The 25,785-nt window shown below is 61.2% G+C and carries 24 protein-coding genes; 15 read left to right on the top strand and 9 right to left on the bottom strand.

The genetic code is table 11. The features are described from left to right. Window positions 1–476: 476 nt before the first annotated feature. The 5 genes from ACM6IP_RS12735 to dksA all read right to left on the bottom strand — a co-directional run bounded on the left by ACM6IP_RS12735 (window position 477) and on the right by dksA (window position 6,660). A complete protein-coding gene (locus ACM6IP_RS12735; protein WP_095166573.1) occupies window positions 477–1,913 on the bottom strand; it encodes a sigma-54-dependent transcriptional regulator in 1,437 nt (478 codons plus the stop codon). 22 nt (window positions 1,914–1,935) lie between these two features. Further along, window positions 1,936–4,890: a sensor histidine kinase gene (locus tag ACM6IP_RS12730; protein WP_162530212.1), complete on the bottom strand. Its 2,955-nt coding sequence runs from the start codon at window positions 4,888–4,890 to the stop codon at window positions 1,936–1,938. Then, window positions 4,874–5,050: a hypothetical protein gene (locus ACM6IP_RS12725; protein WP_003176118.1), complete on the bottom strand. Its 177-nt coding sequence runs from the start codon at window positions 5,048–5,050 to the stop codon at window positions 4,874–4,876. The genes ACM6IP_RS12730 and ACM6IP_RS12725 overlap by 17 nt, the downstream gene beginning before the upstream one ends. A 77-nt stretch (window positions 5,051–5,127) precedes the next feature. Beyond that, entirely contained in the window at window positions 5,128–6,024 is an 897-nt protein-coding gene (gene gluQRS, locus ACM6IP_RS12720; protein WP_095166577.1) for a tRNA glutamyl-Q(34) synthetase GluQRS, read from the bottom strand. A 192-nt stretch (window positions 6,025–6,216) separates the two neighbouring features. Next, window positions 6,217–6,660, bottom strand: coding sequence for an RNA polymerase-binding protein DksA (gene dksA, locus ACM6IP_RS12715; RefSeq protein WP_095166579.1), 444 nt, complete (start codon window positions 6,658–6,660; stop codon window positions 6,217–6,219). A gap of 333 nt (window positions 6,661–6,993) precedes the next feature. On the opposite strand from dksA, the gene ACM6IP_RS12710 reads away from it, so the two are divergent. Both ACM6IP_RS12710 and sfsA read left to right on the top strand, forming a co-directional pair. After that, complete coding sequence (locus tag ACM6IP_RS12710) at window positions 6,994–8,166, top strand: pyridoxal phosphate-dependent aminotransferase (RefSeq protein WP_095166581.1); 1,173 nt, start codon at window positions 6,994–6,996, stop codon at window positions 8,164–8,166. Continuing rightward, window positions 8,166–8,879 (top strand): DNA/RNA nuclease SfsA, encoded by a 714-nt coding sequence (sfsA, locus tag ACM6IP_RS12705; protein ID WP_414861615.1) that lies wholly within the window; start codon window positions 8,166–8,168, stop codon window positions 8,877–8,879. The genes ACM6IP_RS12710 and sfsA overlap by 1 nt, the downstream gene beginning before the upstream one ends. Here sfsA and ACM6IP_RS12700 read toward each other — a convergent pair. Beyond that, a complete protein-coding gene (locus ACM6IP_RS12700; protein ID WP_320333026.1) occupies window positions 8,876–9,193 on the bottom strand; it encodes a Rieske (2Fe-2S) protein in 318 nt (105 codons plus the stop codon). The genes sfsA and ACM6IP_RS12700 overlap by 4 nt on opposite strands. Window positions 9,194–9,377: 184 nt before the next feature. On the opposite strand from ACM6IP_RS12700, the gene ACM6IP_RS12695 reads away from it, so the two are divergent. Genes ACM6IP_RS12695 through ACM6IP_RS12680 form a run of 4 tightly spaced genes read left to right on the top strand, consistent with a single transcriptional unit; the run spans window position 9,378 to window position 12,927 of the window. Then, complete coding sequence (locus ACM6IP_RS12695) at window positions 9,378–10,265, top strand: heme/hemin ABC transporter substrate-binding protein (RefSeq protein ID WP_095166587.1); 888 nt, start codon at window positions 9,378–9,380, stop codon at window positions 10,263–10,265. A gap of 50 nt (window positions 10,266–10,315) precedes the next feature. Continuing rightward, window positions 10,316–11,299 carry a FecCD family ABC transporter permease gene (locus ACM6IP_RS12690; protein WP_414861699.1) on the top strand — a complete coding sequence of 328 codons (984 nt, stop codon included), beginning with the start codon at window positions 10,316–10,318 and terminating at the stop codon, window positions 11,297–11,299. After that, window positions 11,299–12,066, top strand: coding sequence for a heme ABC transporter ATP-binding protein (locus tag ACM6IP_RS12685; RefSeq protein WP_320333025.1), 768 nt, complete (start codon window positions 11,299–11,301; stop codon window positions 12,064–12,066). The genes ACM6IP_RS12690 and ACM6IP_RS12685 overlap by 1 nt, the downstream gene beginning before the upstream one ends. Window positions 12,067–12,075: 9 nt before the next feature. Further along, window positions 12,076–12,927: a ChaN family lipoprotein gene (locus ACM6IP_RS12680; RefSeq protein WP_414861614.1), complete on the top strand. Its 852-nt coding sequence runs from the start codon at window positions 12,076–12,078 to the stop codon at window positions 12,925–12,927. 261 nt (window positions 12,928–13,188) lie between these two features. On the opposite strand, the gene ACM6IP_RS12675 is transcribed toward ACM6IP_RS12680, so the two are convergent. The 3 genes from ACM6IP_RS12675 to ACM6IP_RS12665 all read right to left on the bottom strand — a co-directional run bounded on the left by ACM6IP_RS12675 (window position 13,189) and on the right by ACM6IP_RS12665 (window position 15,680). Then, window positions 13,189–13,461, bottom strand: a complete 273-nt coding sequence (locus ACM6IP_RS12675; RefSeq protein ID WP_095166596.1) for a TfoX/Sxy family protein — start codon at window positions 13,459–13,461, stop codon at window positions 13,189–13,191. A 224-nt stretch (window positions 13,462–13,685) separates the two neighbouring features. Further along, window positions 13,686–14,030, bottom strand: a complete 345-nt coding sequence (locus tag ACM6IP_RS12670; protein WP_414861613.1) for a pentapeptide repeat-containing protein — start codon at window positions 14,028–14,030, stop codon at window positions 13,686–13,688. 93 nt (window positions 14,031–14,123) lie between these two features. Beyond that, window positions 14,124–15,680 (bottom strand): AAA family ATPase, encoded by a 1,557-nt coding sequence (locus ACM6IP_RS12665; RefSeq protein ID WP_414861612.1) that lies wholly within the window; start codon window positions 15,678–15,680, stop codon window positions 14,124–14,126. Window positions 15,681–15,797: 117 nt separating this feature from the next. On the opposite strand from ACM6IP_RS12665, the gene mrcB reads away from it, so the two are divergent. From mrcB to msrQ, 9 genes are all read left to right on the top strand, one after another. Then, window positions 15,798–18,122, top strand: coding sequence for a penicillin-binding protein 1B (gene mrcB / locus ACM6IP_RS12660; protein ID WP_414861611.1), 2,325 nt, complete (start codon window positions 15,798–15,800; stop codon window positions 18,120–18,122). Window positions 18,123–18,138: 16 nt separating this feature from the next. Then, entirely contained in the window at window positions 18,139–18,888 is a 750-nt protein-coding gene (locus tag ACM6IP_RS12655) for a hypothetical protein (protein WP_095166604.1), read from the top strand. Then, the gene (locus tag ACM6IP_RS12650; protein WP_095166606.1) at window positions 18,888–19,223 is read left to right on the top strand and encodes a YqcC family protein; all 336 of its coding nucleotides are present in this window, start codon (window positions 18,888–18,890) and stop codon (window positions 19,221–19,223) included. The genes ACM6IP_RS12655 and ACM6IP_RS12650 overlap by 1 nt, the downstream gene beginning before the upstream one ends. A gap of 484 nt (window positions 19,224–19,707) precedes the next feature. Next, window positions 19,708–21,432 carry an acetolactate synthase 3 large subunit gene (locus ACM6IP_RS12645; RefSeq protein ID WP_095166633.1) on the top strand — a complete coding sequence of 575 codons (1,725 nt, stop codon included), beginning with the start codon at window positions 19,708–19,710 and terminating at the stop codon, window positions 21,430–21,432. Window positions 21,433–21,434: 2 nt separating this feature from the next. Further along, window positions 21,435–21,926 carry an acetolactate synthase small subunit gene (gene ilvN / locus ACM6IP_RS12640; RefSeq protein WP_003176102.1) on the top strand — a complete coding sequence of 164 codons (492 nt, stop codon included), beginning with the start codon at window positions 21,435–21,437 and terminating at the stop codon, window positions 21,924–21,926. Window positions 21,927–21,974: 48 nt separating this feature from the next. Further along, window positions 21,975–22,991, top strand: coding sequence for a ketol-acid reductoisomerase (ilvC, locus tag ACM6IP_RS12635; protein ID WP_007948647.1), 1,017 nt, complete (start codon window positions 21,975–21,977; stop codon window positions 22,989–22,991). 145 nt (window positions 22,992–23,136) lie between these two features. Then, entirely contained in the window at window positions 23,137–23,994 is an 858-nt protein-coding gene (gene pssA / locus ACM6IP_RS12630) for a CDP-diacylglycerol--serine O-phosphatidyltransferase (protein ID WP_095166608.1), read from the top strand. A 63-nt stretch (window positions 23,995–24,057) separates the two neighbouring features. After that, on the top strand, window positions 24,058–25,071 hold the full coding sequence (msrP, locus tag ACM6IP_RS12625; protein WP_414861610.1) for a protein-methionine-sulfoxide reductase catalytic subunit MsrP: 1,014 nt from the start codon (window positions 24,058–24,060) through the stop codon (window positions 25,069–25,071). Continuing rightward, on the top strand, window positions 25,071–25,691 hold the full coding sequence (gene msrQ, locus ACM6IP_RS12620; protein WP_095166612.1) for a protein-methionine-sulfoxide reductase heme-binding subunit MsrQ: 621 nt from the start codon (window positions 25,071–25,073) through the stop codon (window positions 25,689–25,691). Before msrP ends, msrQ begins: the two co-directional genes overlap by 1 nt. Window positions 25,692–25,785: the final 94 nt, after the last annotated feature.

Raw genomic sequence — 25,785 nt, 5'->3', positions numbered from 1 at the left:
CATGTCATGAGGTTTTCCCTGCATGACCCTCCCAATCGGGAGCCAAGAGCAAACGGATTGCTTTGATCGCTGTGTTGCAATGATCTATCGATCCAACCAGTTCAGGCTCTGCCTTAGGGCAGTTTTTGTTGTTCTCGGCCTGGTTGTGGGGCAAGCCCCAAATACAACGCCTCTCCAAAAGAATCAGTTAGCTACGCCTCTCGCCGTCTTGTTTTTATTGTGCGTGAGTCGATTCGTCTTATTTTTATTGTCTTGTGCATTGCTTGTTATTGTTCTTGTACCAAACATATAGCAGAAGCCGTGCCAACTTTTGCGATCCCCAGTAAAACAAGGGGTTAGCCAGGCAGAGGGCTTTATTCGAGGCGAAAAAAAACCGGGGTTTCGTTACCTTAAGCCCCGGCTTTTGTTACGAAAAAAGCTGCGGTAACAGTTTTTTCACATTTTCAGCTGTTACCTGCACAGTCGACAGGTAACGTTCAGCCCTCGCTGGTTACCCCGGTCTTGCGCCGCGGGATACCCAGGCGTTGGCGGCGTTCCCACAGGCATTTACGGCTGACCCCCAGCTTGCGGGCCAGTTCGGTTTCCGTCATGTGGTCCTGGTGTTCGAGGACGAAGTGCTGGAAGTAGTCTTCCAGGGACAGGTCTTCGGTCGGCTCGTGGCTGGCGTTGCTGGTGCTGCCCTGATGCGGTGCCAGGCCAATGAACTCGTCTTCTTCCAGGTCACTGAGTTCGATGTCGATGCCCAGCAGCTCGGCAGATATTTCCGGGCTCTCGCACAGGATCACGGCACGCTCGACGGCGTTTTCCAGTTCGCGCACGTTGCCCGGCCAGCTGTAATGACGAATCGCCTGCTCGGCGTCAGGGGCGAACTTCAGGTCGGTACGATTGACCCGCGCACTCTGGCGTGCAAGGAAGGCATTGGCGATTTCGTTGACGTCGGCACCGCGTTCGCGCAATGCCGGCAGTTTCAGGGCGATCACGTGGAGGCGGTAAAACAGGTCTTCACGGAACTGGCCGATTTTCGCCAGGCTCTTGAGGTCGCGGTGAGTGGCCGCGATCAGGCGCACGTCGACTTTTTGCGACTGCACCGAGCCGACACGGCGGATCTCGCCTTCCTGCAATACGCGCAGCAGGCGCGCCTGGGCTTCCAGTGGCAGTTCGCCGATCTCGTCGAGGAACAGGGTCCCGCCGTCCGCCGCTTCCACCAGGCCGGCACGTCCGGCGCTGGCACCGGTAAAGGCGCCTTTCTCGTGGCCGAACAGTTCGGACTCGATCAGGCTTTCCGGAATGGCCGCGCAGTTCACCGAGATCATCGGCGCCTTGGCACGCTTGGACAGGTTGTGCAGGGCGCGGGCCACCAGCTCCTTGCCGGTCCCGGACTCACCCTGGATCAGCACATTGGAATCGGTTGGCGCGACTTTGCGGATCTTGCTGTAGAGGTCCTGCATCGGTGGGCAGGAGCCGATGATGCCGATCTCGCCGTTGCTGTTGTCGAGCCCTGGCTTGTCGCTGCCATTGGCGACCTTGCCGGCCGGTCGCTCATTGGCGGTGCTCTGTGCCGTCTGTCGGTCACGCAGGATGCGTGCGACGGCCTGGAGCATTTCGTCGTGGTCGAAAGGCTTGGCGATGTAGTCCACCGCGCCCATCTTCATCGAGTCCACCGCCGAGCGCAGGCTGGCGTAGCTGGTCATGATCAGCACTGGCGTGCCCTGGCCGAGCTTGATCAGTTCAGTCCCCGGAGCGCCGGGCAGGCGCAGGTCGCTGACAATCAGGTCGAACGTGGGAATGCTGAAGCGTTCTTGTGCTTCCTGCACTGAACCGGCTTCGCTGACCTGGTACTGGTTACGTTCCAGCAGGCGGCGCAAGGCGGAGCGGATAATGGTTTCGTCTTCGACGATCAAAATGTGCGGCATTGATTCGATTCTCTCGACGGTCTCAGTTCACAGCGGACGTCGCTTCGACATGACGCGGTAAGGTCACCCGGATACGGGTGCCGCGTTGGCTTTGGATGTCAGCCGGGCTGTCGATGGTGATTTGTCCATAATGCTCTTCAACGATGGAATAGACCAGTGCAAGGCCCAGACCGGTGCCTTCGCCAGGATCCTTGGTGGTAAAGAAAGGTTCGAACAAGCGGTCCTTGATGTTCGCCGGGATGCCACTGCCTTCGTCTTCCACGATCAGGTCGACCGTGTGTTCGCTGGCTTCGCTTTTTACCCGCACCGCACTGCCGGCCGGTGTTGCATCGCGGGCGTTGGACAGCAGGTTGATCAGGACCTGGGCGAGCCGCTGTGGGTCACCCACGACCCAGTGCTCGGGATCGCACAGGTTGAAGAACTGCACTTCGAAGTTGCGTCGGTTCAGCGCCAGCAGACCAATGGCATCCTGCGCCACCTCGGCCAGGCACACCGGCTCGTCATTGTGCTGGTGGCTGCCGGCGTGGGCAAAGCTCATCAGCGACTGCACGATGCGTGACACCCGCTTGGTCTGCTCGAGAATCTGTCCGCTGATTTCGGTCAGTTCGCCATCTTCTTCCCGCTCTTCGCGCAGGTTCTGCGCCAGGCAGGCGATGCCGGTGATCGGGTTGCCAATTTCATGGGCCACGCCGGCCGCCAGGCGACCGATGCTCGCCAGGCGTTCGGAGTGCACCAGTTTGTCTTCGAGCATCTGGGTTTCGGTCAGGTCCTCGACCAGCAACACCAGGCCACTGTTACCCGGCGCCAGCGGTTCGTCGATGGCCGCCTTGTGCAGGTTCAGCCAGCGGGTCTGGCCGTCGAGGGCCAGGTGCTGTTTGTGCAAGTGTTCGTCGGGCAGGTTGATGAAACCTTGCAGCAGTTCCTTCCACGGCTCGCCCAGGGTGCTCAGGCGTGAACCCACCACGCGCTGCGCGGCAATGCCGGTCAGCTCTTCCATGGCTTTGTTCCACATGAGGATTTCCTGGTCCTTGGCCAGCGAACAGACGCCCATCGGCAATTCTTGCAGGGTCTGGCGGTGGTAGCGGCGCAGGGCGTCGAGTTCGGCGGCAAGGCCGGTGAGGCGCGAGTGATAGTCCTCGAGCCGGCTTTCGATGAAGTGAATGTCTTCGGTGACATAGTTTTCGCCGCCGGCCTTGTAGGGCAGGAAGGTCTCGACCATGTCTTGCGCCACGCTGGGGCCCATCAGGCCGGAGAGGTTGGCTTCGATGCGGTCGCGCAGGCGGCGCAGGGCATAGGGCCGCCGTTCATCGAACGGCAGGTACAGATCGCGCAGGGCTTGCTCGACTTCCTTTTGCGCGGCCTTGGCACCCAGTGGCTTGGCCAGTTGGGTGGCGAATTCCTGGGGCGAGGCGGCATGCAGCTCGCGTCGTTGCGGGCGCCGCACGTTGTCCACGGCGCAGGCTTCGGCAGCGCTGGCTTCCTCGGTGCTGGCATTGGTGAACAGCGAGATCAGGGTGAACATCAGCACGTTGGCCGCCAGCGAGGCGATGGCCGCCATGTGCCAACTGGTATCGTCGAGCACGTAGATCATGTTCAGCAGCGGGATATAGAACCCCTGAAGATTGCCTACCAACGGCAGCAGCATGGTCACCAGCCAAACCAGGATGCCTGCCAGCAACCCGGCGATGAAGCCGCGTCGGTTGGCGGTCGGCCAGTACAGCACCGACAACACGCCCGGCAGGAACTGCAAGGTGGCGACAAAGGCCACGATGCCCAGGTTGGCCAGGTCCTGCTCGGCGCCCAGCAGCAGGTAGAAGCCATAACCGGCCATGATGATCGCGACGATCAGCGCGCGGCGGGTCCATTTCAGCCAGCGGTAGATGTTGCCTTCGGCGGGCGGCTGGTACAGCGGCAGCACCAGGTGGTTCAAGGCCATCCCGGACAGCGCCAGGGTGGTGACGATGATCAGGCCGCTGGCAGCGGAGAGCCCGCCGACATAGGCCAGCAGGGCCAGGGCCTTGCTGTTGGCGGCGATGCCGATCCCGAGGGTGAAGTATTCCGGGTTGGTGGTGGCGCCCAGTTTCAGCCCGGCCCAGAGAATCAGTGGCACGGCCAGGCTCATCAACAGCAGGAACAGCGGCAGGCCCCAGCTGGCACTGACCAGGGAGCGCGGGTTGAGGTTTTCGGTGAAGGTCATGTGGTACATGTGCGGCATCACGATCGCCGAGGCGAAGAACACCAGCAACAGCGTGCGCCATGGACCTTCTTGCAGTGGTGTGTGCAGGGCGGCGAGGGCGGTCTGGTTCTGCAGTAGCCACAACTCAAGCTGTTGCGGACCGTCGAACACACCGTACAGCGCGTACAGGCCAACGCCACCAATGGCGATCAGCTTGATCACTGACTCGAAGGCAATGGCGAACACCAGGCCCTCGTGTTTCTCCCGGGTGGCAATGTGTCGCGAGCCAAAGAAAATCGTGAACAGGGTGATCAGCGCGCAGAAGCTCAGTGCCACGCGATGCTGCACCGGCTCGCGAGTGAGGATGCCGATGGAGTCGGCCACGGCCTGGATCTGCAGGGCCAATAACGGCAACACGCCGATCAGCATGAATATGGTGGTCAGCGCGCCGGCCCAGGTACTGCGAAAGCGAAAGGCAAACAGGTCGGCCAGGGACGACAACTGATAGGTGCGGGTGATCTTCAGGATCGGGTACAGCAGCACCGGTGCCAGCAGGAACGCGCCGGACACTCCCAGGTAACTGGACAGGAAACCATAGCCGTACTGATAGGCCAGGCCGACCGTGCCGTAGAACGCCCAGGCGCTGGCGTAGACCCCAAGCGACAGGGTGTAGGTCAGCGGGTGGCGAATGATCGCCCGTGGGATCATTCCACGTTCGCTGATCCAGGCAACGCCGAACAGCACCGCCAGGTAGGCGGCGCTGATCAGGATCATCTGGGTCAGGCTAAAGCTCATCGGCATCTTTTTGGCTCTGCAGGATGAAGGTCACGACGATCAGGATCAGCCACAGCAGATACGGGCGATACCAGGCGCCAGTGGCGTCGATCCACCAGTCCATGATGGCGGGGGAGAACAGATAGATCCCCACTACCAGCAGCAGGACCAAGCGATAGATGTACATCCCGGCCTCTCTTTATTGTGTGCGTGCCCGAAAACGTGCGGCGATGGTAACGGATGGGCGCCAACCTGCAAGCTTAGTCAGCGTAATAACGCTTCGGGCAGGCTCGGCGTACGCGGGATCCGCGTCGCGTCCCAGTGGATGCTGCCCCACTTGAGCACTTCGGCCGGCGTCGCATCGTCCAGGTCGGCAGGCGGCGTTTGCCCCAGGGCTCGCAATGCGCGCAGCAACAAGGGCGTGGCCTGGTCTGCGCGCAGCGGAGGCGAACGGTAGGATTTGCCCAGCTTGTTGCCATCGGGTTGGGTAATCAGGGGCAGGTGCAGGTAGCGCGGCTGGCGCAAGCCGAGCAGTTCCTGCAGGTACAGCTGGCGCGGGGTGGAGTCGAGCAGGTCGGCACCGCGCACGATGTCGGTGATGCCTTGCCAGGCATCGTCGAGCACCACGGCCAATTGATAGGCGTAGAGCCCGTCGCGGCGACGTATCACAAAATCGCCGACCTCGCGACCCAGGTGCTGACGGTATTCGCCTTGCACACGGTCATTAAAATGGTATTCCAACTCGGGTACACGCAGGCGGATCGCTGCGTTTTCACTCGGGTGGCCGGCGTTGCGGCACAGGCCCGGGTAGATGCCGTGATAGGGCTCCAGCTGTTTGCGCGAGCAGGTGCAGGCGTAGGCCAGGCCGTGATTGAACAGGCGGTTGAGCACCTCGACGTAGGCCTCGTGCCGGTCGCTCTGTCGGACCATTTCCCCGTCCCACTCGAAACCGTAACTTTCCAGGGCCTTGAGAATCGCCACCTGGGCGCCGGGTTCTTCCCGGGGCGGGTCAAGGTCTTCCATGCGCAGCAGCCAGCGCCCACCGACCGAGCGGGCGTCGAGGTAGGAGGCCAGGGCGGCGACCAGCGAGCCGAAGTGCAGATGGCCACTGGGCGTGGGGGCGAAGCGCCCGATGTAGTCGGGGGGTGTTTTGGCAGTCATGGAGACGAAGCTACTTTTCAGGCTATACGCAGGTCAACCTGTAGGAGTGAGCCTGCTCGCGATAGCGGTGTGACATTCAACACCGATATTGACCGACCCACCGCTATCGCGAGCAGGCTCACTCCTACAAAAGGCAAAAGGCAGAAACAAAAACGGAGCGTTCGCACGCTCCGTTTTTCGTTCAGGTCGAGATTACTTGCCGACCTGCTTTTCCTTGATTTCCGCAAGGGTCTTGCAGTCGACGCACATGTCGGCGGTAGGACGTGCTTCGAGACGGCGAATGCCGATTTCGACGCCGCACGACTCGCACCAACCGTATTCTTCGTCTTCGATCAGTTGCAGGGTCTTGTCGATTTTCTTGATCAGCTTGCGCTCGCGGTCGCGGGCGCGCAGTTCGAGGCTGAATTCTTCTTCCTGGCTGGCACGGTCGGCCGGGTCAGGGAAGTTGGCCGCTTCGTCTTTCATGTGGTCAACCGTACGGTCGACTTCCTGCATCAAGTCCTGTTTCCACTTGTTCAGGATCTTGGTGAAGTGAGCGCGCATGGGCTTGCCCATGTACTCCTCGCCCTTGGACTCAACGTAGGGTTCGAAGCCGCTGATCGACTGATTTGCCTGTTGCTTTGCTTGGGTGGGCATGAAATGGACCGCCTCTACTCTTGTAATCCATTGCGCAGGATTGCTCCATCACCGACACCTGCCGGCCCTGCGGCTGCAAGCGGGCGAACTTACCAGATCAAATCAGGCCGCGCTACTCCCTCATGTCGAGGCTGCGGCCCATAAGGCTTGCAAAGGGTTGCAAAGCCTGGTCTGGCGGCTCTGGAGACCTGATCAAATATTGATTTTAGTCAATCCTGCGCCTTGCGTATGGGCTCTATGACACATGAACCTTGGTCTTGTGACCGCATTAGCTTCTCGCTCGTTCCTGGCCTTGGGTAGAATCGTTTCTTTTACCCCGTTGAAGGAAGGCTAATGGCTCAGCCCTACAGTGCGCGCAGCCGCGCTATCGAACCTTTCCACGTCATGGCCCTGCTGGCGCGCGCCAACGAGCTGCAAGCAGCCGGGCACGACGTCATTCACCTGGAAATCGGCGAACCGGACTTCACCACTGCCGAACCGATCATCCAGGCTGGCCAGGCGGCGCTGACGGCGGGGAAAACCCGATACACCGCGGCGCGCGGCATACCTGAACTGCGTGAAGCCATCAGCGGCTTCTACGAGCAACGCTACGGCTTGAACATCGATCCGCAACGCATCCTGATCACCCCAGGTGGCTCCGGCGCGCTGTTGCTCGCCAGTGCCTTGCTGGTGGACCCAGGCAAGCACTGGTTGCTGGCCGACCCCGGTTACCCGTGCAACCGCCACTTCCTGCGGTTGGTGGAGGGCGCGGCGCAACTGGTGCCGGTCGGGCCGGAGGTGCGTTACCAACTGACCCCGGACCTGGTGCAGCGTTATTGGGACCAGGACAGCGTCGGTGCACTGGTGGCATCGCCGGCCAACCCCACCGGAACCATTCTGACCCGCGACGAACTGGCTGGACTGTCGACGGCAATCAAGGGGCGCAACGGTCACCTGGTGGTGGACGAGATCTACCACGGCCTGACCTACGGCACCGATGCCGCCAGTGTGCTGGAAGTGGATGACAGTGCCTTTGTCCTGAATAGTTTTTCCAAATATTTCGGCATGACCGGCTGGCGCCTGGGCTGGCTGGTGGCGCCGCAAGGGGCGGTCAGCGAGCTGGAGAAGCTCGCGCAGAACCTCTATATCAGCGCGCCGAGCATGGCCCAGTACGCGGCATTGGCCTGTTTCGAGCCGCAAACCTTGAGCATTCTGGAGGAGCGCCGCGCCGAATTCGGCCGGCGCCGCGATTTCCTCCTGCCGGCGTTGCGTGAGCTGGGCTTTGGCATCGCGGTAGAGCCCGAAGGCGCGTTCTATCTGTATGCGGACATCAGCGCCTTTGGTGGCGATGCCTTTGCGTTCTGTCGGCATTTCCTGGAAACCGAACACATCGCCTTTACCCCGGGGCTGGACTTCGGCCGGCACCAGGCCGGGCATCACGTGCGGTTTGCCTACACCCAGAGCCTGCCGCGGTTGCAGGAAGCGGTGGAGCGGATTGCCCGTGGCTTGCGGAGCTGGCAAGGCTGATGCGCTTCGATCCCCCTCTGGAAGAAGGTCGGCTGATCCGACGATACAAGCGTTTTCTCGCCGATATCGAAACTGTTAGCGGCGAGATGCTCACCATTCACTGCCCTAACACCGGCTCGATGTTCAATTGCATGGTCGAAGGCGGGCAGGTCTGGTTCAGCCGCTCCAACGACCCCAAGCGCAAATTACCCGGCACCTGGGAAATCAGCGAAACCCCGCAAGGACGCCTGGCGTGTGTCAACACGGCGCGGGCCAACCCGTTGATCGAGGAAGCGCTGCGCGCCGGGCTGATCAGCGAGCTGGCCGGCTTTACCGGGCTCAAGCGGGAAGTGCCGTACGGGCAGGAGAACAGCCGGATCGATTTCCGCCTCGATTACCCCCACGGACCGGCCTTCGTCGAAGTCAAAAGTGTCACCCTGGGGTTCGACGGCTCGGCGGTCGCGGCTTTTCCCGATGCGGTGACTCAGCGCGGTGCCAAGCATTTGCGCGAGCTGGCGTGCCTGGCCCGGGACGGGGTTCGCGCTGTGCAGTTGTATTGCGTGAACCTGACCGGTATCGAGGCAGTGCGCCCGGCGGTGGAGATCGATCCGGGCTACGCCGCCGCCCTGGCGCAGGCCAAAGCGTCCGGGGTTGAAGTGTTGGCCTACGGCGTGAGCCTGAGCGCCGAGGAAGTCAGGGTCGAGCGGCGTCTTGAGGTGCTGCTCGGCGTTTAGCCTTGGACCCAGATGCCTTGGGCGTCTTCGCGGCACTGCAGGGCCTTGAGTGATTGGCCTGCGCAAGGCCCAGCCACACATTCACCGCTCTCGATCAGGAACAGTGCGCCATGGGTGGCGCACTGGATCAGGCTGGCGCTGGGGTCGAGGAATTGGTCCGGCTGCCATTCCAGGCCGACGCCACGGTGCGGGCAACGGTTCTGGTAAGCGTAGACCCGGCCTTCGCGGCGCACGGCAAAGACCTTTTGCCCGGCAATCTCGAAGCCACGGCTGCTGGCATCGACCAGTTCGGCGCTGGTACAAAGAAACTTCATGACTATCCTCAGGTGCCGAAGACCCTGGCCTGCGGCGGTTATGTGCTGCGTGCGCTGGTTAGCAAATATGTCCGTGCTTGACGCGCAAATGCTAACAATTATCAAATGCCGGCTTCGCCCGCGAAGGTGCGTTAGCTATAGCGCCTGGGATTGTGCGGGAAAACTCCTGAAAGGAAACCCTGTTATGCGCCTGAGTACCAGCGCTATCGCGCTCTGTGTCGGACTTCTGGTTACCCATGGGGCCGCAGCGGCCGAATTGCCGCAACGCTGGGTCAGTGCCGGGGGCGCGCTGTCGGAGTGGGTCAGTGCCTTGGGCGCGCAGGCCAAGCTGGTGGGAGTGGACACCACCAGCCAGCACCCGGAGTCACTCAAGAGCTTGCCGAGTATCGGTTATCAACGCCAACTGTCGGCGGAAGGCATTTTGAGCCTGCGTCCGCAGATCCTGATCGGCACCGAAGAAATGGGCCCGCCGCCGGTGTTGTCGCAGATTCGCAGTGCCGGGGTCCAGGTCGAGCTGTTTTCGGCTCAGCCGGACTTGCCCACCCTGCAGAACAATTTGCAGCATCTGGGGCGCTTGCTGGGCAGCGAGGCGCAGGCCACGGCACTGTTCGACGGTTATCAACAGCAAATTGCGCAGCAGCAGGCCTGGGTCAGCCAGGCCCAGTCCAGCGCCAAGGCACCGGGTGTGCTGCTGTTGCTGGGCCACGCCGGGGGCAAGCCGTTGATTGCGGGTAAAGACACCGCGGCCGATTGGCTACTGCAACAGGCCGGCGGGCATAACCTGGCGACCCACAGTGGCTATAAGCCGTTTTCGGTGGAGTCCCTGGCGGGGCTAACGCCGGATGTCCTGGTGTTCTCGGACCGGGCATTGACCGGCGATGCCGCACGTGAAGCGTTGTTCAAGCAGAACCCGATCCTCGCCTCGACGCCGGCGGCCAAGGCCGGTCGCGTCCTGGAGCTCGACCCGACGCTGTTGGTCGGCGGCCTGGGACCGCGTTTGCCGCAAAGCCTGGTCAAGCTGTCTGCCGGGTTCTATCCGGCTGAGTCCGCCAAGGCCACTGCCGCCCAATGAGTACTCTGGTAAAACCGCGTTCGTTGTTCATTGGCCTGGGTCTGCTGTGTGTGCTGGCGACCTGGCTGTCCCTGGCCCTGGGCCCCGTCAGCTTGCCGTTGCTGGACACCTTGCGGGCGGCCCTGCGTATGCTCGGGTTGCCGATTGCGGGTGATGGTCTGGAGCAGGCCGAGCTGATACTCGGGCAGATCCGTTTGCCGCGTACCTTGCTCGGGCTGGCGGTGGGTGGCGTCCTGGCCCTGTCTGGGGTGGCGATGCAGGGGCTGTTCCGCAACCCGCTGGCGGACCCGGGGCTGGTGGGGGTTTCCAGTGGCGCGGCCCTCGGCGCGGCGATCGCGATTGTCGGTGGTTCGCTGTTCGGCGGAATGCCGGAGGCGATCGGTCCGTACTTGTTGTCGATCTGTGCCTTCCTCGGCGGCCTGGGGGTGACGGCGCTGGTTTATCGTCTGGGCCGGCGCAACGGCCAGACCAACGTCGCGACCATGTTGCTAGCGGGCATCGCCCTGACGGCGTTGGCGGGTTCAGCGGTGGGCTTGTTCACTTATTTGGCCGACGATGCGACCTTGCGCACCCTGACGTTCTGGAACCTGGGCAGTCTCAATGGCGCCAGTTATGCGCGGCTCTGGCCTTTGCTGCTGGTGACGGTGCTGGTGGCGCTGTGGTTGCCGCGCCGGGCCAAGGCATTGAATGCGCTGCTGCTAGGCGAGTCTGAGGCCAGTCACCTGGGGATCAATGTCGAGCGGCTCAAGCGCGAACTGGTGTTCTGCACCGCGCTAGGAGTGGGCGCGGCTGTCGCGGCGGCGGGGATGATCGGCTTTGTCGGCCTGGTGGTGCCGCACTTGGTGCGGTTGCTGGCCGGACCCGATCATCGGGTGTTGTTGCCGGCCTCGATCCTGGCGGGCGCCAGCCTGTTATTGCTGGCCGACCTGGTGGCGCGCCTGGCGCTCGCACCGGCGGAATTACCAATCGGCATCGTCACCGCGTTCATTGGTGCACCGTTCTTTCTGTTCCTGTTGTTGCGAGGTCGTGCCTGATGCTGCGCGTGGAAAACCTGCAGATCCGTCGAGGCGGCAACATCGTCCTGGCGGACATCGACCTTGCGCTCAACCCAGGCGAGGTGCTTGGTGTGCTGGGCCCCAACGGTGCTGGCAAAAGCACCTTGCTGGCAGCCCTGTGCGGGGAACTGCGTGCCGATCATGGCCACGTCTGGCTGGACCAGCGCCCATTGAATGAGTGGGACGGCGCCCGGCGCGCGCAACGTCTGGCCGTGCTGCCGCAGAGTTCGACCCTGGATTTCGCCTTCCGCGTCGAGGAGGTGGTCGGCATGGGCCGCTTGCCGCATCAGACCGGCCGCCAGCGAGATGACGAAATTGTCGCCGCGGCCTTGCAAGCAGCTGACGTTGCCCACTTGAGCGGGCGCAGCTACACCGCACTCTCGGGTGGTGAGCGCCAGCGGGTGCACCTGGCGCGGGTGCTGGCGCAGCTATGGCCGGGTGAAGCAGGGCAGACCTTGCTGCTCGATGAGCCAACCTCGATGCTCGACCCCTTGCATCAACACACAACGTTGCAGGCCGTGCGCCAGTTTGCCGATCGCGGTGCGGCGGTGCTGGTGATCCTGCATGACCTGAATCTGGCCGCGCGCTACTGTGACCGCATTCTGCTCCTGGAAAACGGTCGCCCCCATGCCCTGGACACCCCGCAACAGGTACTGCGCCCCGAGTCGCTGCAGGCGGTGTTCGGCCTGGAAGTGTTGGTGCAGCCGCACCCGGAGCGTGGGCATCCGCTGATCATTGCTCGTTGAGGTGAGCTCATGGGTCGAATCCTGATTCTGTTGTGCCTGCTGCTGGCGGCCTGCCAGAGCGGGGTGCCGACAGGCGTAGGTCAGCCTGCTGGCGAGATTGTCGATCTGCGCAGCGGGCAGACACTGACGGCCCAGGCGCTGGTCGAGCGTTTGGCCGCAGCGCCCCGGGTGATCGTCGGCGAGCAGCATGACAACCCTGATCACCACCAGGTCCAACTATGGCTGTTGCACGCGTTGGCCCAGCGCCGGGCGCAAGGCAGTCTGTTGCTGGAAATGTTCACCCCCGGGCAACAGGCCGCGGTCGATCAACTGCGCGCACGCAGCCCGGGGCAATGGCCGGCTGATCTGCCGGCCGCGTTGGCCTGGCAGCCGGGTTGGGACTGGAGTCTGTATGGCCCGATTGTGCGTTATGCCTTGGCCCAGCCTTATCCCTTGCTGGCAGCCAATCTCGATGGGCCTGAGGTGCGGCGTCTCTACAAAGAGGCACCAGCCCTGAGCGGTGGGCGCTCGAATGCGGCCTCGGTCAGGGCGTCGTTGCTGGCGCAAATTGCGTTATCCCATTGCGGCCTGCTACCCGAGAGCCAGATGCCGGCGATGCTGGCCGTGCAGCAACACCGCGATCGGCGAATGGCCGAGCGCCTGATGATTGCACCGACGCCCGCTATCTTGTTTGCCGGTGGTTACCACGCTCGCCTGGATCTCGGGGTGCCGATGCACATGGCGGATCTCGAAGCGCGCCCGCCAGCGGTGGTGTTGATGCTGGCGGAGAAAGGTCAGCCAGTGGCAACGGCCTCGGCGGATTACGCCTGGTACACGGCCGTCCGGCCGGTGCAGGATTATTGCGCCTCAATGCGCCAGTGAGCGACTGACGGTGGGTAATCGACAGGCAAAAAAAGACCCGGCAAGAGCCGGGTCAAATAACCGTGATTAGCCTGATGAGGAGATAATCTGAGAGTCCGAACCAATGGTCTTCCAGAAGATCAACTGATCTCGCGACCAGTTGTGATAATCATAACGATTCTCATTTCTAAGTCAACGGATGATTCTCGAATTCTTTTTCATTTCTCTAAACGCTTGTTTGAAACCCCTGTAAACCCTGGGGTTGCCCGCTGTCGAACGGGCTCAATTCTTTTGTCGGGACGAGATGGCTTCCAGTTGTTTGTTGAGGGCGTCTTTGCGTTCGGCGGGAATATCGTTCCAGTGCATGTCCAGCAGTGCCCCCTCGATCGCGTACAGCAGCACCTTCGATGCGCGGAACCCGCGGGTGCGTACCGCCCTGTAAGCATCCACCGCCCCCAGCCGGCGCAAATCCGAAGCACTGTGAATGCCTACGGCATGCAGCCATTGCGCCGACGTCTTGCCAAGATTCTTCAGGTGTTGCAGTTCGTCATTCATCAAGCCTCCTTGCGATGGGCGAAGAGTGCGTTGGGCGGACCTTTGAGGAGTGTAGCGGTCAGTAGGAAAAGCGTAGTTCTTTGGTCGGTTTGAACGCAAAAGCTTCTAAGGCCATGTGCCAGATGGCTCTGCGAGAGGCGTTGCGACGGGGGCGGGTGTCGTGAAAACGACGCACCAAGTCCGGCCCCGTGGCGGCGCCAGAGGCTCAGTGGGTGTGAGTCGGATTAGCGGGTGCGGTAACGCAGGCGGGTACCGAAGTTCATCGACATAAGGATTTCGTCGGCCGAAAGTTCGGGCGGGAAGTAGGCGCGGGAAATTTGCGCATGGGCCAGGCTCGCGCCTTCCAGGGAGGCCTGGCGAAAATCAATGCCGCGCAGGTCGGCGGAGCGGAAGTAGGCATCGCTGAAATCAATGCCTGCAGCGTTCAGTTCGCGCAGGTCGAGGCCGCGAAAATCACCGCCCACCATGTCGATCGTGCCGTTCTGTGGGCGTTCGCGATTGAAGCCGTGGATGTCGTCTTTGTGCAGCAGGGCGTAGAGCGGGGTATCGAGCAGTGTGGGCTGGCTCATGGGCGTCACCGTGTTGGATTTATGACGCCAGTATAGTGCCACTACGTAACCGGCGTGAGGTCATCACGACCTCACGCCGGTTACCTCGCGTGCTTACAGGCCTGGCAGGCGCTGGCGGATCTGGGCGACGACGGTGTCCAGGGTCCCGCTTTCGTTGGTCTGCACCCGTTTGCTGCAGAGAATCTCTGCAGGCGTCAGGGCTTCGCGATTGGCTTGTTGAGCGGCGATAACGGCCAGGTTGGCGTCGGATGGATCGTTTTTGTCGGCCTGGCGCTGGGCCAGCCAGCTCTCGATCACGGCTTGGGGTGCGTTGCAGTCAAGAATCAGGAAGGGTGCGCCAGTGGCCTCGGCAACGTGCGCCGCGCCATCGCGCTGCTCGCGCTTGAGGTACGTGGCGTCGAGCACCACTGGGAAGCCGGCACGCAGGATCACGTCGGCAATCTCGTGCAGGCGTGCATAGGTGGCGGCGCTGGCGTCGGCGCCGTAGATGCCGACTTGTGGATCGTTGGGTACCTGTTGCTCGCCGAACAGGCGCTTGCGCTCGACATCGGAACGCAGGCGGATGGCGCCCAGCGCTTCAACCAGGCGCATGGCCACGCGGCTTTTGCCGACTGCCGAGACGCCGTGGGTGATGGCCAGGAAGCGCGATGGGATGGTGCTGTAGCTTTCCGCCAGGTTGGCGTAGTTGCGGTACTGGCGCAGGGTAGTGGCCCGCTGCACGGGGGTCGCATCGGCAGGCATGCTGAACAGGCTGACCTTGGCGCGCACCAGGGCGCGGTAGGCTTTGTAGAAGTTCAGCAGCTCCAGGCCCTGATAATCGCCGGTCAGCTCCAGGTACTGGCTCATGAAGCGGCGAGCGAGGCTTTTCAGGCCGCGGTCTTCCAGGTCCATCGCGAGGAAACCGGTGTCGGCATAGACGTCGGTGAAGCGGAACGGCTCGTTGAATTCGATGCAGTCGAAAATCACCACGTTGCCGTCGATCACGGTGGCGTTGCCCAGGTGGATATCACCGTGGCATTCGCGGATGAAACCCTCGGCCTTGCGTTGGGCCAGCAGCGGCTTGAGGCGCTCGAAGCTGCTTTGCGCCCAGGCTTGCAGGGCTTCGAGTTGCAGCAGGTCGGCCTTGTCGTTGAGGAACGGACGAATCTGCTCGAAGTTCTGCTGTACCGGGGCCATGACGCTGTCCGGTGTGCCGGCTTCGTGGTCGGCCGGAACGCGCGGCGCTTCGAGGTGGAAGCGGGCAATCTGTTGGGCCATCGCGTCGATGTGCGCGGTGGTCAGCTCGCCGTTGGCCTGCAGAGTGCTGAGCAGTTGGCTTTGCGGGAACTGACGCATTTTCAGCGCGTAGTCCAGTACCGGACCGCTGCCGCCCAGTTGGGGGGCTTCAGCGCTGCCGGTGATCGGCAAGACTTCCAGGTACAGGTCGTTGGTCAGGCGCTGGTTGAGGCGCAGTTCCTCGGCGCAGAAGTGCTCGCGAGCGTCGAGCGTGGTGAAGTCGAGGAAGCCGAAGTTCACCGGTTTTTTCACTTTATAGGCGTAGGGGCCGGTGAGCAGCACCCAGGAGATGTGCGTCTCGATGACCTGGAATCCGTCTACCGGATGCGGGTAGAGGGCCGGGTTTTGCAGGGCAGCGATCAGGGATTGGCTCACGGGCGATCCTTCAGAGTCTGGGAAAATTCAAGGGCGCCATTATGGCCGCAAGCGGGGCCAACGCAAACCTCGCGGGGCTCATGTTGATCAGGAATAAAGTGCGTATAATCCGCCGCCATGACTCGTACCCGATCCCCCCGCACTGCTAAAAAACGTCCCTCCAAAGGCCTGAGCCCTTGGCTGGGCTGGGCCCTGAAGCTCAGTCTGGTCGGCCTCGTGGTGCTGGCAGGCTTTGCTGTTTACCTTGATGCCGTGGTCCAGGAGAAGTTCTCCGGCAAGCGCTGGACCATTCCAGCCAAGGTTTACGCCCGTCCGCTGGAGCTGTTCGTCGGACAAAAGCTCAGCAAGCAAGATTTCCTCACGGAACTCGATGCCCTGGGCTATCGCCGCGAAAGCGTGGCCAATGGCCCGGGTGCGGCGGCAGTCAGTGGCAATACCGTGGACCTGAATACCCGTGGTTTCCAGTTCTATGAAGGCATGGAGACGGCCCAGCCGGTGCGTGTGCGCTTCTCCGGCGACTACGTGGCCGAGCTGTCCGCGCTGAACGGGTCGAAGCTGTCCGTGGTGCGGCTGGAGCCGTTGCTGATCGGCGGGATCTACCCGAAAAATCTCGAAGATCGGATTCTGATCAAGCTCGATCAGGTCCCGCCCTATTTGCTGGAAACCCTGGTCGCGGTCGAAGACCGGGATTTCTACGGCCACTGGGGTGTGTCGCCCAAATCGATTGCCCGGGCCGTCTGGGTCAACACCTCTGGCGGCAAAATGACCCAGGGCGGCAGCACGCTGACCCAGCAATTGGTCAAGAACTTCTACCTGACCAACGAGCGCAGCCTGAGCCGCAAGCTGACCGAAGCGATGATGGCGATGTTGCTTGAGTTGCATTACGACAAGCGCGAAATTCTTGAGGCGTACCTCAATGAGGTGTTCGTCGGTCAGGATGGCCAGCGCGCGGTGCACGGGTTTGGCCTGGCGAGTCAGTTCTTCTTCGGCCAGCCGTTGTCCGAGCTGAAACTGCATCAAGTGGCCATGCTGGTGGGCATGGTCAAGGGGCCGTCCTACTACAACCCGCGGCGCAACCCCGAGCGGGCGCTTGAGCGGCGCAACCTGGTACTGGATGTCCTCGAGCAACAGGGCGTGGCCACGGCCGAGCAGGTGGCAGCCGCGAAAAAACTGCCACTGGGTGTGACCACCCGCGGCAAGCTGGCCGACAGTTCGTTCCCGGGCTTTATCGACCTGGTCAAGCGTCAACTGCGCGAAGACTACCGCGACGAAGACTTGACGGAAGAAGGCCTGCGGATTTTCACCAGCTTCGACCCGATCCTGCAGATGAAAGCGGAAGCTTCGGTCAACGACACCTTCAAGCGTCTTTCCGGACGCAAAGGTGCGGACGAGGTCGAGGCGGCAATGGTGGTAACCAACCCGGAAACCGGGGAAGTACAGGCCATGATTGGCAGTCGCCAGGCCGGCTTTGCCGGGTTCAACCGGGCGCTGGATGCGGTGCGCCCGATCGGTTCGCTGATCAAGCCAGCGGTGTATCTGACGGCGCTGGAGAAGCCGAGCAAGTACACCCTGACCAGTTGGCTGTCCGACGATTCGTTCTCGGTAAAAGGCGCCGATGGCCAGGTCTGGAAACCGCAGAACTATGATCGTCGGTCCCACGGTACGGTCTTCCTGTATCAGGGGCTGGCGCATTCCTACAACCTCTCGACCGCACGCCTGGGTCTGGAAGTCGGGGTGCCGAATGTCCTGAAGACCCTCGGCCGCCTCGGCGTCACGCGTGAGTTCCCGGCCTTCCCGTCGATGTTGTTGGGGGCGGGTGCCTTGACGCCGATCGAAGTGGCAACCATGTACCAGACCCTGGCCAACGGTGGTTTTAATACGCCGATGCGCGGGATTCGCAGCGTGCTGACGGCCGAGGGCGAGCCGCTCAAGCGTTATCCATTCCAGATCCAGCAGCGCTTTGATCCTGCGTCCATTTATCTGATCCAGAGCGCCATGCAGCGGGTGATGCGCGAGGGTACCGGCAGTTCGGTTTATAACGTGCTGCCCAAGACGTTGACCCTGGCAGGCAAGACCGGTACCAGTAACGATTCGCGCGATAGCTGGTTCGCAGGTTTCAGCCAGGATCTGCTGGCGGTGGTGTGGCTGGGCCGCGATGACAACGGCAAGACGCCGTTCACCGGGGCCACCGGTGCGCTGCAGGTCTGGAGCAGTTTCATGCGCAAGGCCGACCCGCTGCCGCTGGACATGCCACAGCCGGACAACATCGTGCAGGCCTGGGTCGATTCGCGGACCGGGCAGGGCTCGGATGCCAGTTGCCCGGGCGCGGTGCAGATGCCGTATATTCGCGGCAGCGAACCGCCTCCCGGCGCCGCCTGCGGTGGCACAGACCCCGCCTCAGGCGAATCGGTGATGGACTGGGTCAAGGGCTGGATGAATTAAGCAGAGAGGGTTTCAAGTGAACAAGTGGTTTATTCCAGCGGTGACGCTGACGGCTCTGACTTTGCTCAGTGGCTGCTCGACCGTGCAGCGCGGCTCGATTCCGGTGGTCGATTCGGGCACTGCGGTGTCCAACAGCGAGCGGCTCTCTGCCAACGGCGGCTTTCGCAAGACCACCGTGACCCGCCCGACACAGGGCCAGGTCCAGGCCATCCCACAGGGTGATACCGGTGTGGTGGTGATGGTGCCAGGGGGCGGCGCCACGACCTCGACGCCGATCAGCACCCAGCCGATCACCCCAGGGCCGATCAGTTCCGGGCCGATTACTCCGGGGCCGGTCGACAGTGGCCCGCTCGTACCGAGCACCAGCTACAGCCTGCCGCCGACGCCGAGCGGCGTGCCTTCTGCCAGCAGCGCGGCCGGTGGCCTGTCGGCTGACGAGCAGTTGGACGGTCCGGTGCTGGCCTTGCTCACCACGGCCCAGCAGCAACAGGCGGGTGGTGACCTCAATGGCGCGTCTTCGAGCCTTGAGCGGGCCCAGCGGGTAGCCCCGCGTGAGCCGCAAGTGCTCTATCGCCTGGCGCAAGTGCGCATGGCCCAAGGCGATGCGCCCCAGGCGGAGCAGTTCGCCCGTCGTGGTTTGACCCTGGCCAATGGCCGTCCTGACTTGCAGGCTAGCCTGTGGGGGTTGATCGCCCAGGCGCGTGAGCAGCAGGGCGATGCCGCCGGTGCGGCCCAGGCGCGGCAGAAGGCCAAGGTTACGCTGTGATGGATCAACGTTTTCCGAAGATTGCCGAGCAACTGTTGCTGATCGAGCGCGAATTGCGGGTCCAGGGCTGGTGGGACGAGGTTTCGCCTTCTGCGCAGGCGCTGTCCAGCGTCGAGCCGTTTTCGGTCGACACCTTGGACTTCGAGCAGTGGCTGCAATGGATCTTCCTGCCACGTATGAAGCTGATCCTCGAACAGGATCTGCCCTTGCCCAACGCCTCGGGGATTCAGGAGATGGCCGAAATGGTCTTCGCCGCCCGCGATGTCCAGGGCCGGGATCGTCAGTTGCAGGTTCTGCTCAAAGAGTTCGACCAACTGATCAGCGCCTCCCGTTGATGTGCTCACTGCCAGCGTCCTGCTGGCAGTGACGTTCTATCCCCCCAGAAAATCCCCTCTGCACGCCGCGACCGGTGCGTTCGTATGCCATTTTCCTGCCAAAACTGCGCAATTGAAATAATCCGACCTGGGGTTTGGCGGTTTTTTCTTGCGTTCTCATGCGCTTAGTTCGAATTAAGCACATTGACGGCTTGACTTGCAGAGGGCGAAACAGAAGAATCCAAAGTCCGCTGTAGAGGGACTGCCAGAAGCAGGCCCGCTCAGCAGATCATGAGGCGCACATCCGCGCCGACCTGTTACACCCGCAACGCGTTACCTCGCGCTGGGTGGGAAAGTCCCGCAACACTTGGGACGCTCCCAATACTTGCTCAGTCAGTGCTGACGTAGTCGGCGACCACCGTCGCTCATGCTCTGCTGAGAAGTAAACCTATTAAGACCCGTCCCCTTATGTGGGCGGTATTCTGGCGTTTTAGAGGTGAACAACGTGGAGCTTTTATCTGGCGGTGAGATGCTCGTCCGCTTTTTGCGTGACGAAGGCGTCAAATATATCTACGGGTACCCGGGTGGTGCTCTCCTTCATGTATACGATGCCCTGTTCAAAGAACCGGAAGTGACTCACATCCTGGTTCGCCACGAACAAGCGGCTACCCATATGGCTGACGGCTATGCCCGTGCCACCGGTAAAGCCGGCGTGGTATTGGTGACTTCCGGTCCAGGCGCCACAAACGCCATTACCGGGATTGCCACCGCCTATATGGACTCGATTCCAATGGTGATCATTTCCGGTCAGGTGCCTAGCACCATGGTCGGCACCGACGCGTTCCAGGAAACCGACATGATCGGTATCTCCCGGCCGATCGTGAAGCACAGCTTCATGATCAAGCACGCTTCGGAAATCCCGGAAGTCATGAAGAAGGCGTTCTACCTGGCGCAATCCGGTCGTCCTGGTCCGGTGGTTGTCGATATTCCGAAAGACATGACCAACCCGGCCGAGAAGTTCGAATACGTCTTCCCGAAAAAAGCCAAGCTGCGTTCCTACAGCCCGGCTGTTCGTGGTCACTCCGGGCAAATCCGCAAGGCGGCAGAAATGCTCCTGGCGGCCAAGCGTCCTGTGTTGTACGCAGGTGGCGGCGTGATCCTCGGTGGCGGCTCCGCGCCGCTGACCGAACTGGCCCAGATGCTCAACCTGCCCGTAACCAATACCCTGATGGGCCTGGGTGCCTACCCTGGCACCGACCGTCAGTTCATTGGCATGCTCGGCATGCACGGCAGCTACACCGCCAACCTGGCCATGCACCATGCTGACGTGATCCTGGCGGTCGGCGCGCGTTTCGATGACCGAGTGATCAACGGCCCGGCGAAATTCTGCCCGAATGCCAAGATCATCCACATCGATATCGACCCGGCTTCGATCTCCAAGACCATCAAGGCCGACGTGCCAATCGTGGGTCCGGTGGAAAGCGTCCTGAACGAAATGGTCGCGATCCTCAAGGAAATCGGCGAGACCCCTAACAAGGAGTCCGTTGCCAGTTGGTGGAAGCAAGTGGACGAGTGGCGCGGTGATCGCGGCCTGTTCCCTTACGACAAGGGCGACGGCAGCGTCATCAAGCCGCAGACCGTGATCGAGACCCTGTGCGAAGTGACCAAGGGCGATGCCTTTGTGACCTCCGACGTGGGTCAACACCAGATGTTCGCGGCGCAGTACTACAAGTTCAACAAGCCAAACCGCTGGATCAACTCCGGCGGCCTGGGCACCATGGGCTTCGGTTTCCCAGCGGCCATGGGTATCAAGTTGAGCTTCCCGGATGTCGATGTTGCCTGCGTCACAGGCGAAGGCAGTATCCAGATGAACATCCAGGAGCTGTCCACCTGCCTGCAGTACGGCTTGCCGGTCAAGATCGTGATCCTCAACAACGGTGTGCTGGGCATGGTTCGCCAGTGGCAAGACATGAGCTATGGCAGCCGTCATTCGCACTCCTACATGGAGTCGCTGCCTGACTTCGTCAAGCTGGCCGAGGCCTATGGTCACGTCGGCGTGCGCATCACCGACTCGAAAGACCTCAAGTCGAAGATGGAAGAAGCGTTTGCCATGAAGGATCGCCTGGTCGTGATCGATATTTCGGTCGACACCAGCGAGCACGTCTACCCGATGCAGATCAAAGACGGCTCCATGCGCGATATGTGGCTGAGCAAGACGGAGCGTACTTAATCATGCGGCACATTATTTCCTTGCTTCTGGAAAACGAACCGGGCGCTCTGTCGCGTGTAGTCGGGCTGTTCTCGCAGCGTAACTACAACATCGAAAGCCTGACCGTGGCACCTACCGAAGACCCGACCCTGTCGCGTCTGACGCTGACCACCGTAGGGCACGATGAAGTCATCGAGCAGATCACCAAGAACCTGAACAAGCTGATCGAAGTGGTCAAGCTGGTCGACCTGTCGGAAAGCGCGCACATCGAGCGCGAGCTGATGCTGGTCAAGGTCAAGGCTACCGGTGCCCAGCGCGCCGAGATCAAACGCACTACGGATATTTATCGTGGGCAGATCGTAGATGTCAGCGCCAGCGTGTATACCGTTCAACTGACCGGTACCAGCGACAAGCTCGACAGCTTCATCCAGTCCATTGGCACCGCTTCGATCCTGGAAACCGTCCGTAGCGGCGTAACCGGTATTGCCCGCGGCGACAAAGTACTCAGCATCTAAACCAAATTAGCGAATGGCCTGAACGGCCTGGATATATAGGGGAATTTCATGAAAGTTTATTACGAAAAAGACTGCGACCTGTCCATCATCCAGGGCAAGAAAGTTGCCATCATCGGTTACGGTTCCCAAGGTCACGCTCAAGCGTGCAACCTGAAAGATTCCGGCGTTGACGTTACCGTTGGCCTGCGTAAAGGTTCGGCTACCGTTGCCAAGGCTGAAGCTCACGGCCTGAAAGTGACTGACGTGGCTTCCGCTGTTGCAGCTGCCGACCTGGTCATGATCCTGACCCCGGACGAGTTCCAGTCTGCCCTGTACAAGAACGAAATCGAGCCGAACATCAAGAAGGGCGCCACCCTGGCGTTCTCCCACGGCTTCGCGATCCACTACAACCAGGTTGTGCCGCGCGCTGACCTAGACGTGATCATGATCGCGCCGAAGGCTCCGGGTCACACCGTGCGTTCCGAGTTCGTCAAAGGCGGCGGTATTCCTGACCTGATCGCGATCTACCAGGATGCTTCGGGCAATGCCAAAAACGTTGCACTGTCCTACGCGGCTGGCGTTGGCGGTGGTCGTACCGGCATCATCGAAACCACCTTCAAGGACGAGACCGAAACCGACCTGTTCGGCGAACAAGCCGTTCTGTGCGGCGGTACCGTTGAGCTGGTAAAAGCCGGTTTCGAAACCCTGGTTGAAGCTGGCTACGCGCCAGAAATGGCCTACTTCGAGTGCCTGCACGAACTGAAGTTGATCGTTGACCTCATGTACGAAGGCGGTATCGCCAACATGAACTACTCGATCTCCAACAACGCCGAGTACGGCGAGTACGTGACCGGCCCTGAAGTCATCAACGCCGAATCCCGTCAGGCCATGCGCAACGCCCTGAAACGCATTCAGGACGGCGAGTACGCCAAGATGTTCATCAGCGAAGGTGCAACCGGCTACCCTTCGATGACCGCCAAGCGTCGTAACAACGCTGCACACGGTATCGAAATCATCGGCGAGCAACTGCGTTCGATGATGCCGTGGATCGGTGCCAACAAGATCGTCGACAAAGCCAAAAACTAAGTCACGACCCTGTACGAAAAACGCGGCTTATGCCGCGTTTTTTCGTTTGGCGGGCTGGTTCTGGTATAAAGCTGCATCGTTTGTGCTGCGAACCGTTGACGCAGACACCTGTCAAAAATTTCCACACCGTTGCAAGGTACTGTCCATGAGCGAACGTCCCGAAGAGCCAAACCAGGCTTCTGACGCCGAAAGCCTGCTGCCCATCGATGAACACATCGAAGAAGGGCATGATGCTGAAGGCCGTAAAGTCCGGCATCGTGGTATCTATCTTCTGCCGAATCTGTTCACCACCGCGAACCTGTTCGCGGGGTTCTACTCCATCATTAACTCGATGAGCGCGCAGAGCGCCTTGAGTGCCGGTGATGCTGCCGGCGCGAGCAAGTACTTTGCTTTCGCGGCAATCGCGATCTTTGTCGCCATGGTGCTCGACGGCCTGGATGGCCGGGTAGCGCGGATGACCAATACCCAAAGTGCCTTTGGCGCCGAGTACGACTCGCTGTCGGACATGGTTGCCTTTGGTGTTGCGCCGGCGTTGCTGGCCTTCGGCTGGGCCCTGGGCGATATGGGCAAGGTCGGCTGGATGGTTGCCTTCATCTATGTGGCGGGCGCGGCCTTGCGTCTGGCGCGCTTCAACACCCAGGTGGGGACCGCGGACAAGCGTTACTTCATCGGCCTGGCCAGCCCGGCTGCCGCGGGTGTGGTGGCGGGTATCGTCTGGGCCTTCAGTGACTACGGGATCCAGGGCTCGAAAATGTCCTTCCTGGTGGCGCTGATGGTGGCTGCGGCCGGCATGTTGATGGTCAGCAACATCAAGTACAACAGCTTCAAGGAGCTGGACCTGAAGGGGCGTGTGCCTTTTGTGGCGATCCTGGCGGTGGTGCTGGTGTTTGCCGTGGTGTTCAGCGATCCGCCGCGCATTCTGCTCCTGGTGTTCCTCGCCTATGCCGCCTCTGGTCCGGTGCAGTACTTGTTACACCTTCGCCGGCACAAAAAAGCCGAGTGAGGTAATTTCCCCCATACTCCGCAGTCTATTGGTGCATCAGTCCTCCAATGCTGCGGAGTTGTCATGTTATTCAAATTCCCCAAATCGTCCGACTGCCCTGAGTCGGACGTCACGCCTGAATCCCTCTATATATCTCGCCGCAGCGTGCTGGGCAGTGCAGTCAGCGTAATGGCTGCCAGCAGTCTGCCGCGCTGGGCCAGCGCCGATGACGTCGCACGATACCCGGACGTCGAGCCGGGCAAGGCGCCAGCCTGGTTCAACGAGAAACTCCCGGCGACTCGTTGGGGGGCGGTCAACGTCAAGGATGAGTCGATCACGCCCTTCAAGGATGCGACCCACTACAACAACTTCTATGAGTTCGGCACCGACAAGGGGGATCCGGCCGCCAATGCCGGCGCCTTGAAAACCGAACCCTGGAGCGTGGTGGTGGACGGGGAGGTGGGGAAGCCGGGGCGTTATGCCCTGGAAGACCTGATGAAACCCTATCAGTTGGAGGAGCGCATCTACCGACTGCGGTGTGTGGAGGCTTGGTCGATGGTGATCCCCTGGATCGGCTTTCCTCTTTCTGCATTGCTCAAGCAGGTCGAGCCCACTTCCAAGGCCCGGTACATTCGCTTCGAAACCTTGCAGGACCCTCAGAGCATGCCGGGCCAGCGCTCCGGTTTTGCCCTGATCGACTGGCCTTATATAGAAGGGCTGCGCCTGGATGAGGCGATGCATCCGCTGGCGATCCTGGCAGTCGGGATGTACGGGCGTGAATTGCCTAACCAGAACGGCGCGCCATTGCGCTTGGTGGTGCCGTGGAAGTACGGCTTCAAGAGTGTCAAATCCATCGTGCGCATCAGTCTGGTCAGCGAGCAGCCAAAAACCACCTGGCAGAGCATTGCCGCGGATGAGTATGGCTTCTACGCCAATGTGAACCCCACTGTCGATCATCCGCGCTGGACCCAGGCGCGGGAGCGGCGTTTGCCCAGCGGATTGTTCAAGCCCAATGTGCGTGCCACCCAGATGTTCAATGGCTACGCAGATGAAGTAGCCGGCCTGTATGCAGGCATGGACTTGAGGACGAACTACTGATGCGGTTTGTGTTGTGGCGCAGTGCCGTCTTCATAGCGGCGGCGGTGTGGCCGCTGCTCTGGTTGTATGAAGCCTGGAGTTCGGCGTTGGGGCCTGACCCGGGCAAGGTGCTGGTCGATCGCTTGGGTTTGGGAACCCTGACGCTGCTCTTGATTACGTTGAGCATGACGCCTTTGCAGAAATTGAGCGGTTGGGCGGGCTGGATTGCGGTCAGGCGGCAACTGGGGTTGTGGAGTTTTGCCTATGCAGTACTGCATCTGTCTGCCTACCTGGTATTTATCCTTGGCCTGGACTGGTCGCAGTTGGGGGTGGAGCTGAGCAAGCGGCCATACATTATTGTTGGCAGTCTCGGCCTGGTGGGGTTGCTCCTGCTGGCGGCAACGTCCAATCGATACAGTCAGCGACGATTGGGTGTGCGCTGGAGGAAGTTGCACCGCCTGGTCTACGTGATTTTGGGGCTTGGTTTGCTGCATATGTTATGGATAGTTCGTGCGGACCTGAAAGAGTGGGCGATCTATGCCTCTATAGGTGCACTGCTATTAGTCTTGCGTGTGCCTGCCATTGCCCGGCGAATTCCGCGTCTAAAGGGTAAAAAGGCACCTTCTGCAACAAAAGCTTAATTAACGCTTGACGGCAGATCTCAGGTGTCTATAATTCGCCCCACTTCCGGCGCAGTCGAAACGGAAAACTCCTTGGTAAACAATGAGTTACGAG

Origin of the sequence: Pseudomonas sp. IT-P176, from assembly GCF_949767245.1 — a bacterium.
Taxonomy (GTDB): domain Bacteria; phylum Pseudomonadota; class Gammaproteobacteria; order Pseudomonadales; family Pseudomonadaceae; genus Aquipseudomonas.
This window is presented reverse-complemented; position numbering and strand designations above follow the sequence as displayed.

What these genes read in the sequence shown, in the direction of transcription:
- msrQ (WP_095166612.1), top strand. Translation starts at nt 25,071, where the DNA reads ATGCGGTTTGTGTTGTGGCGCAGTGCCGTCTTCATAGCGGCGGCGGTG.
- ACM6IP_RS12680 (WP_414861614.1), top strand. Translation starts at nt 12,076, where the DNA reads ATGGGTCGAATCCTGATTCTGTTGTGCCTGCTGCTGGCGGCCTGCCAG.
- ACM6IP_RS12730 (WP_162530212.1), bottom strand. Translation starts at nt 4,890, where the DNA reads ATGCCGATGAGCTTTAGCCTGACCCAGATGATCCTGATCAGCGCCGCC.
- ACM6IP_RS12725 (WP_003176118.1), bottom strand. Translation starts at nt 5,050, where the DNA reads ATGTACATCTATCGCTTGGTCCTGCTGCTGGTAGTGGGGATCTATCTG.
- msrP (WP_414861610.1), top strand. Translation starts at nt 24,058, where the DNA reads ATGTTATTCAAATTCCCCAAATCGTCCGACTGCCCTGAGTCGGACGTC.
- gluQRS (WP_095166577.1), bottom strand. Translation starts at nt 6,024, where the DNA reads ATGACTGCCAAAACACCCCCCGACTACATCGGGCGCTTCGCCCCCACG.
- ACM6IP_RS12700 (WP_320333026.1), bottom strand. Translation starts at nt 9,193, where the DNA reads ATGAAGTTTCTTTGTACCAGCGCCGAACTGGTCGATGCCAGCAGCCGT.
- ACM6IP_RS12675 (WP_095166596.1), bottom strand. Translation starts at nt 13,461, where the DNA reads ATGAATGACGAACTGCAACACCTGAAGAATCTTGGCAAGACGTCGGCG.
- sfsA (WP_414861615.1), top strand. Translation starts at nt 8,166, where the DNA reads ATGCGCTTCGATCCCCCTCTGGAAGAAGGTCGGCTGATCCGACGATAC.
- ACM6IP_RS12650 (WP_095166606.1), top strand. Translation starts at nt 18,888, where the DNA reads ATGGATCAACGTTTTCCGAAGATTGCCGAGCAACTGTTGCTGATCGAG.
- ilvC (WP_007948647.1), top strand. Translation starts at nt 21,975, where the DNA reads ATGAAAGTTTATTACGAAAAAGACTGCGACCTGTCCATCATCCAGGGC.
- ACM6IP_RS12685 (WP_320333025.1), top strand. Translation starts at nt 11,299, where the DNA reads ATGCTGCGCGTGGAAAACCTGCAGATCCGTCGAGGCGGCAACATCGTC.
- ACM6IP_RS12710 (WP_095166581.1), top strand. Translation starts at nt 6,994, where the DNA reads ATGGCTCAGCCCTACAGTGCGCGCAGCCGCGCTATCGAACCTTTCCAC.
- ACM6IP_RS12735 (WP_095166573.1), bottom strand. Translation starts at nt 1,913, where the DNA reads ATGCCGCACATTTTGATCGTCGAAGACGAAACCATTATCCGCTCCGCC.
- mrcB (WP_414861611.1), top strand. Translation starts at nt 15,798, where the DNA reads ATGACTCGTACCCGATCCCCCCGCACTGCTAAAAAACGTCCCTCCAAA.
- ACM6IP_RS12695 (WP_095166587.1), top strand. Translation starts at nt 9,378, where the DNA reads ATGCGCCTGAGTACCAGCGCTATCGCGCTCTGTGTCGGACTTCTGGTT.
- ACM6IP_RS12670 (WP_414861613.1), bottom strand. Translation starts at nt 14,030, where the DNA reads ATGAGCCAGCCCACACTGCTCGATACCCCGCTCTACGCCCTGCTGCAC.
- dksA (WP_095166579.1), bottom strand. Translation starts at nt 6,660, where the DNA reads ATGCCCACCCAAGCAAAGCAACAGGCAAATCAGTCGATCAGCGGCTTC.
- ilvN (WP_003176102.1), top strand. Translation starts at nt 21,435, where the DNA reads ATGCGGCACATTATTTCCTTGCTTCTGGAAAACGAACCGGGCGCTCTG.
- pssA (WP_095166608.1), top strand. Translation starts at nt 23,137, where the DNA reads ATGAGCGAACGTCCCGAAGAGCCAAACCAGGCTTCTGACGCCGAAAGC.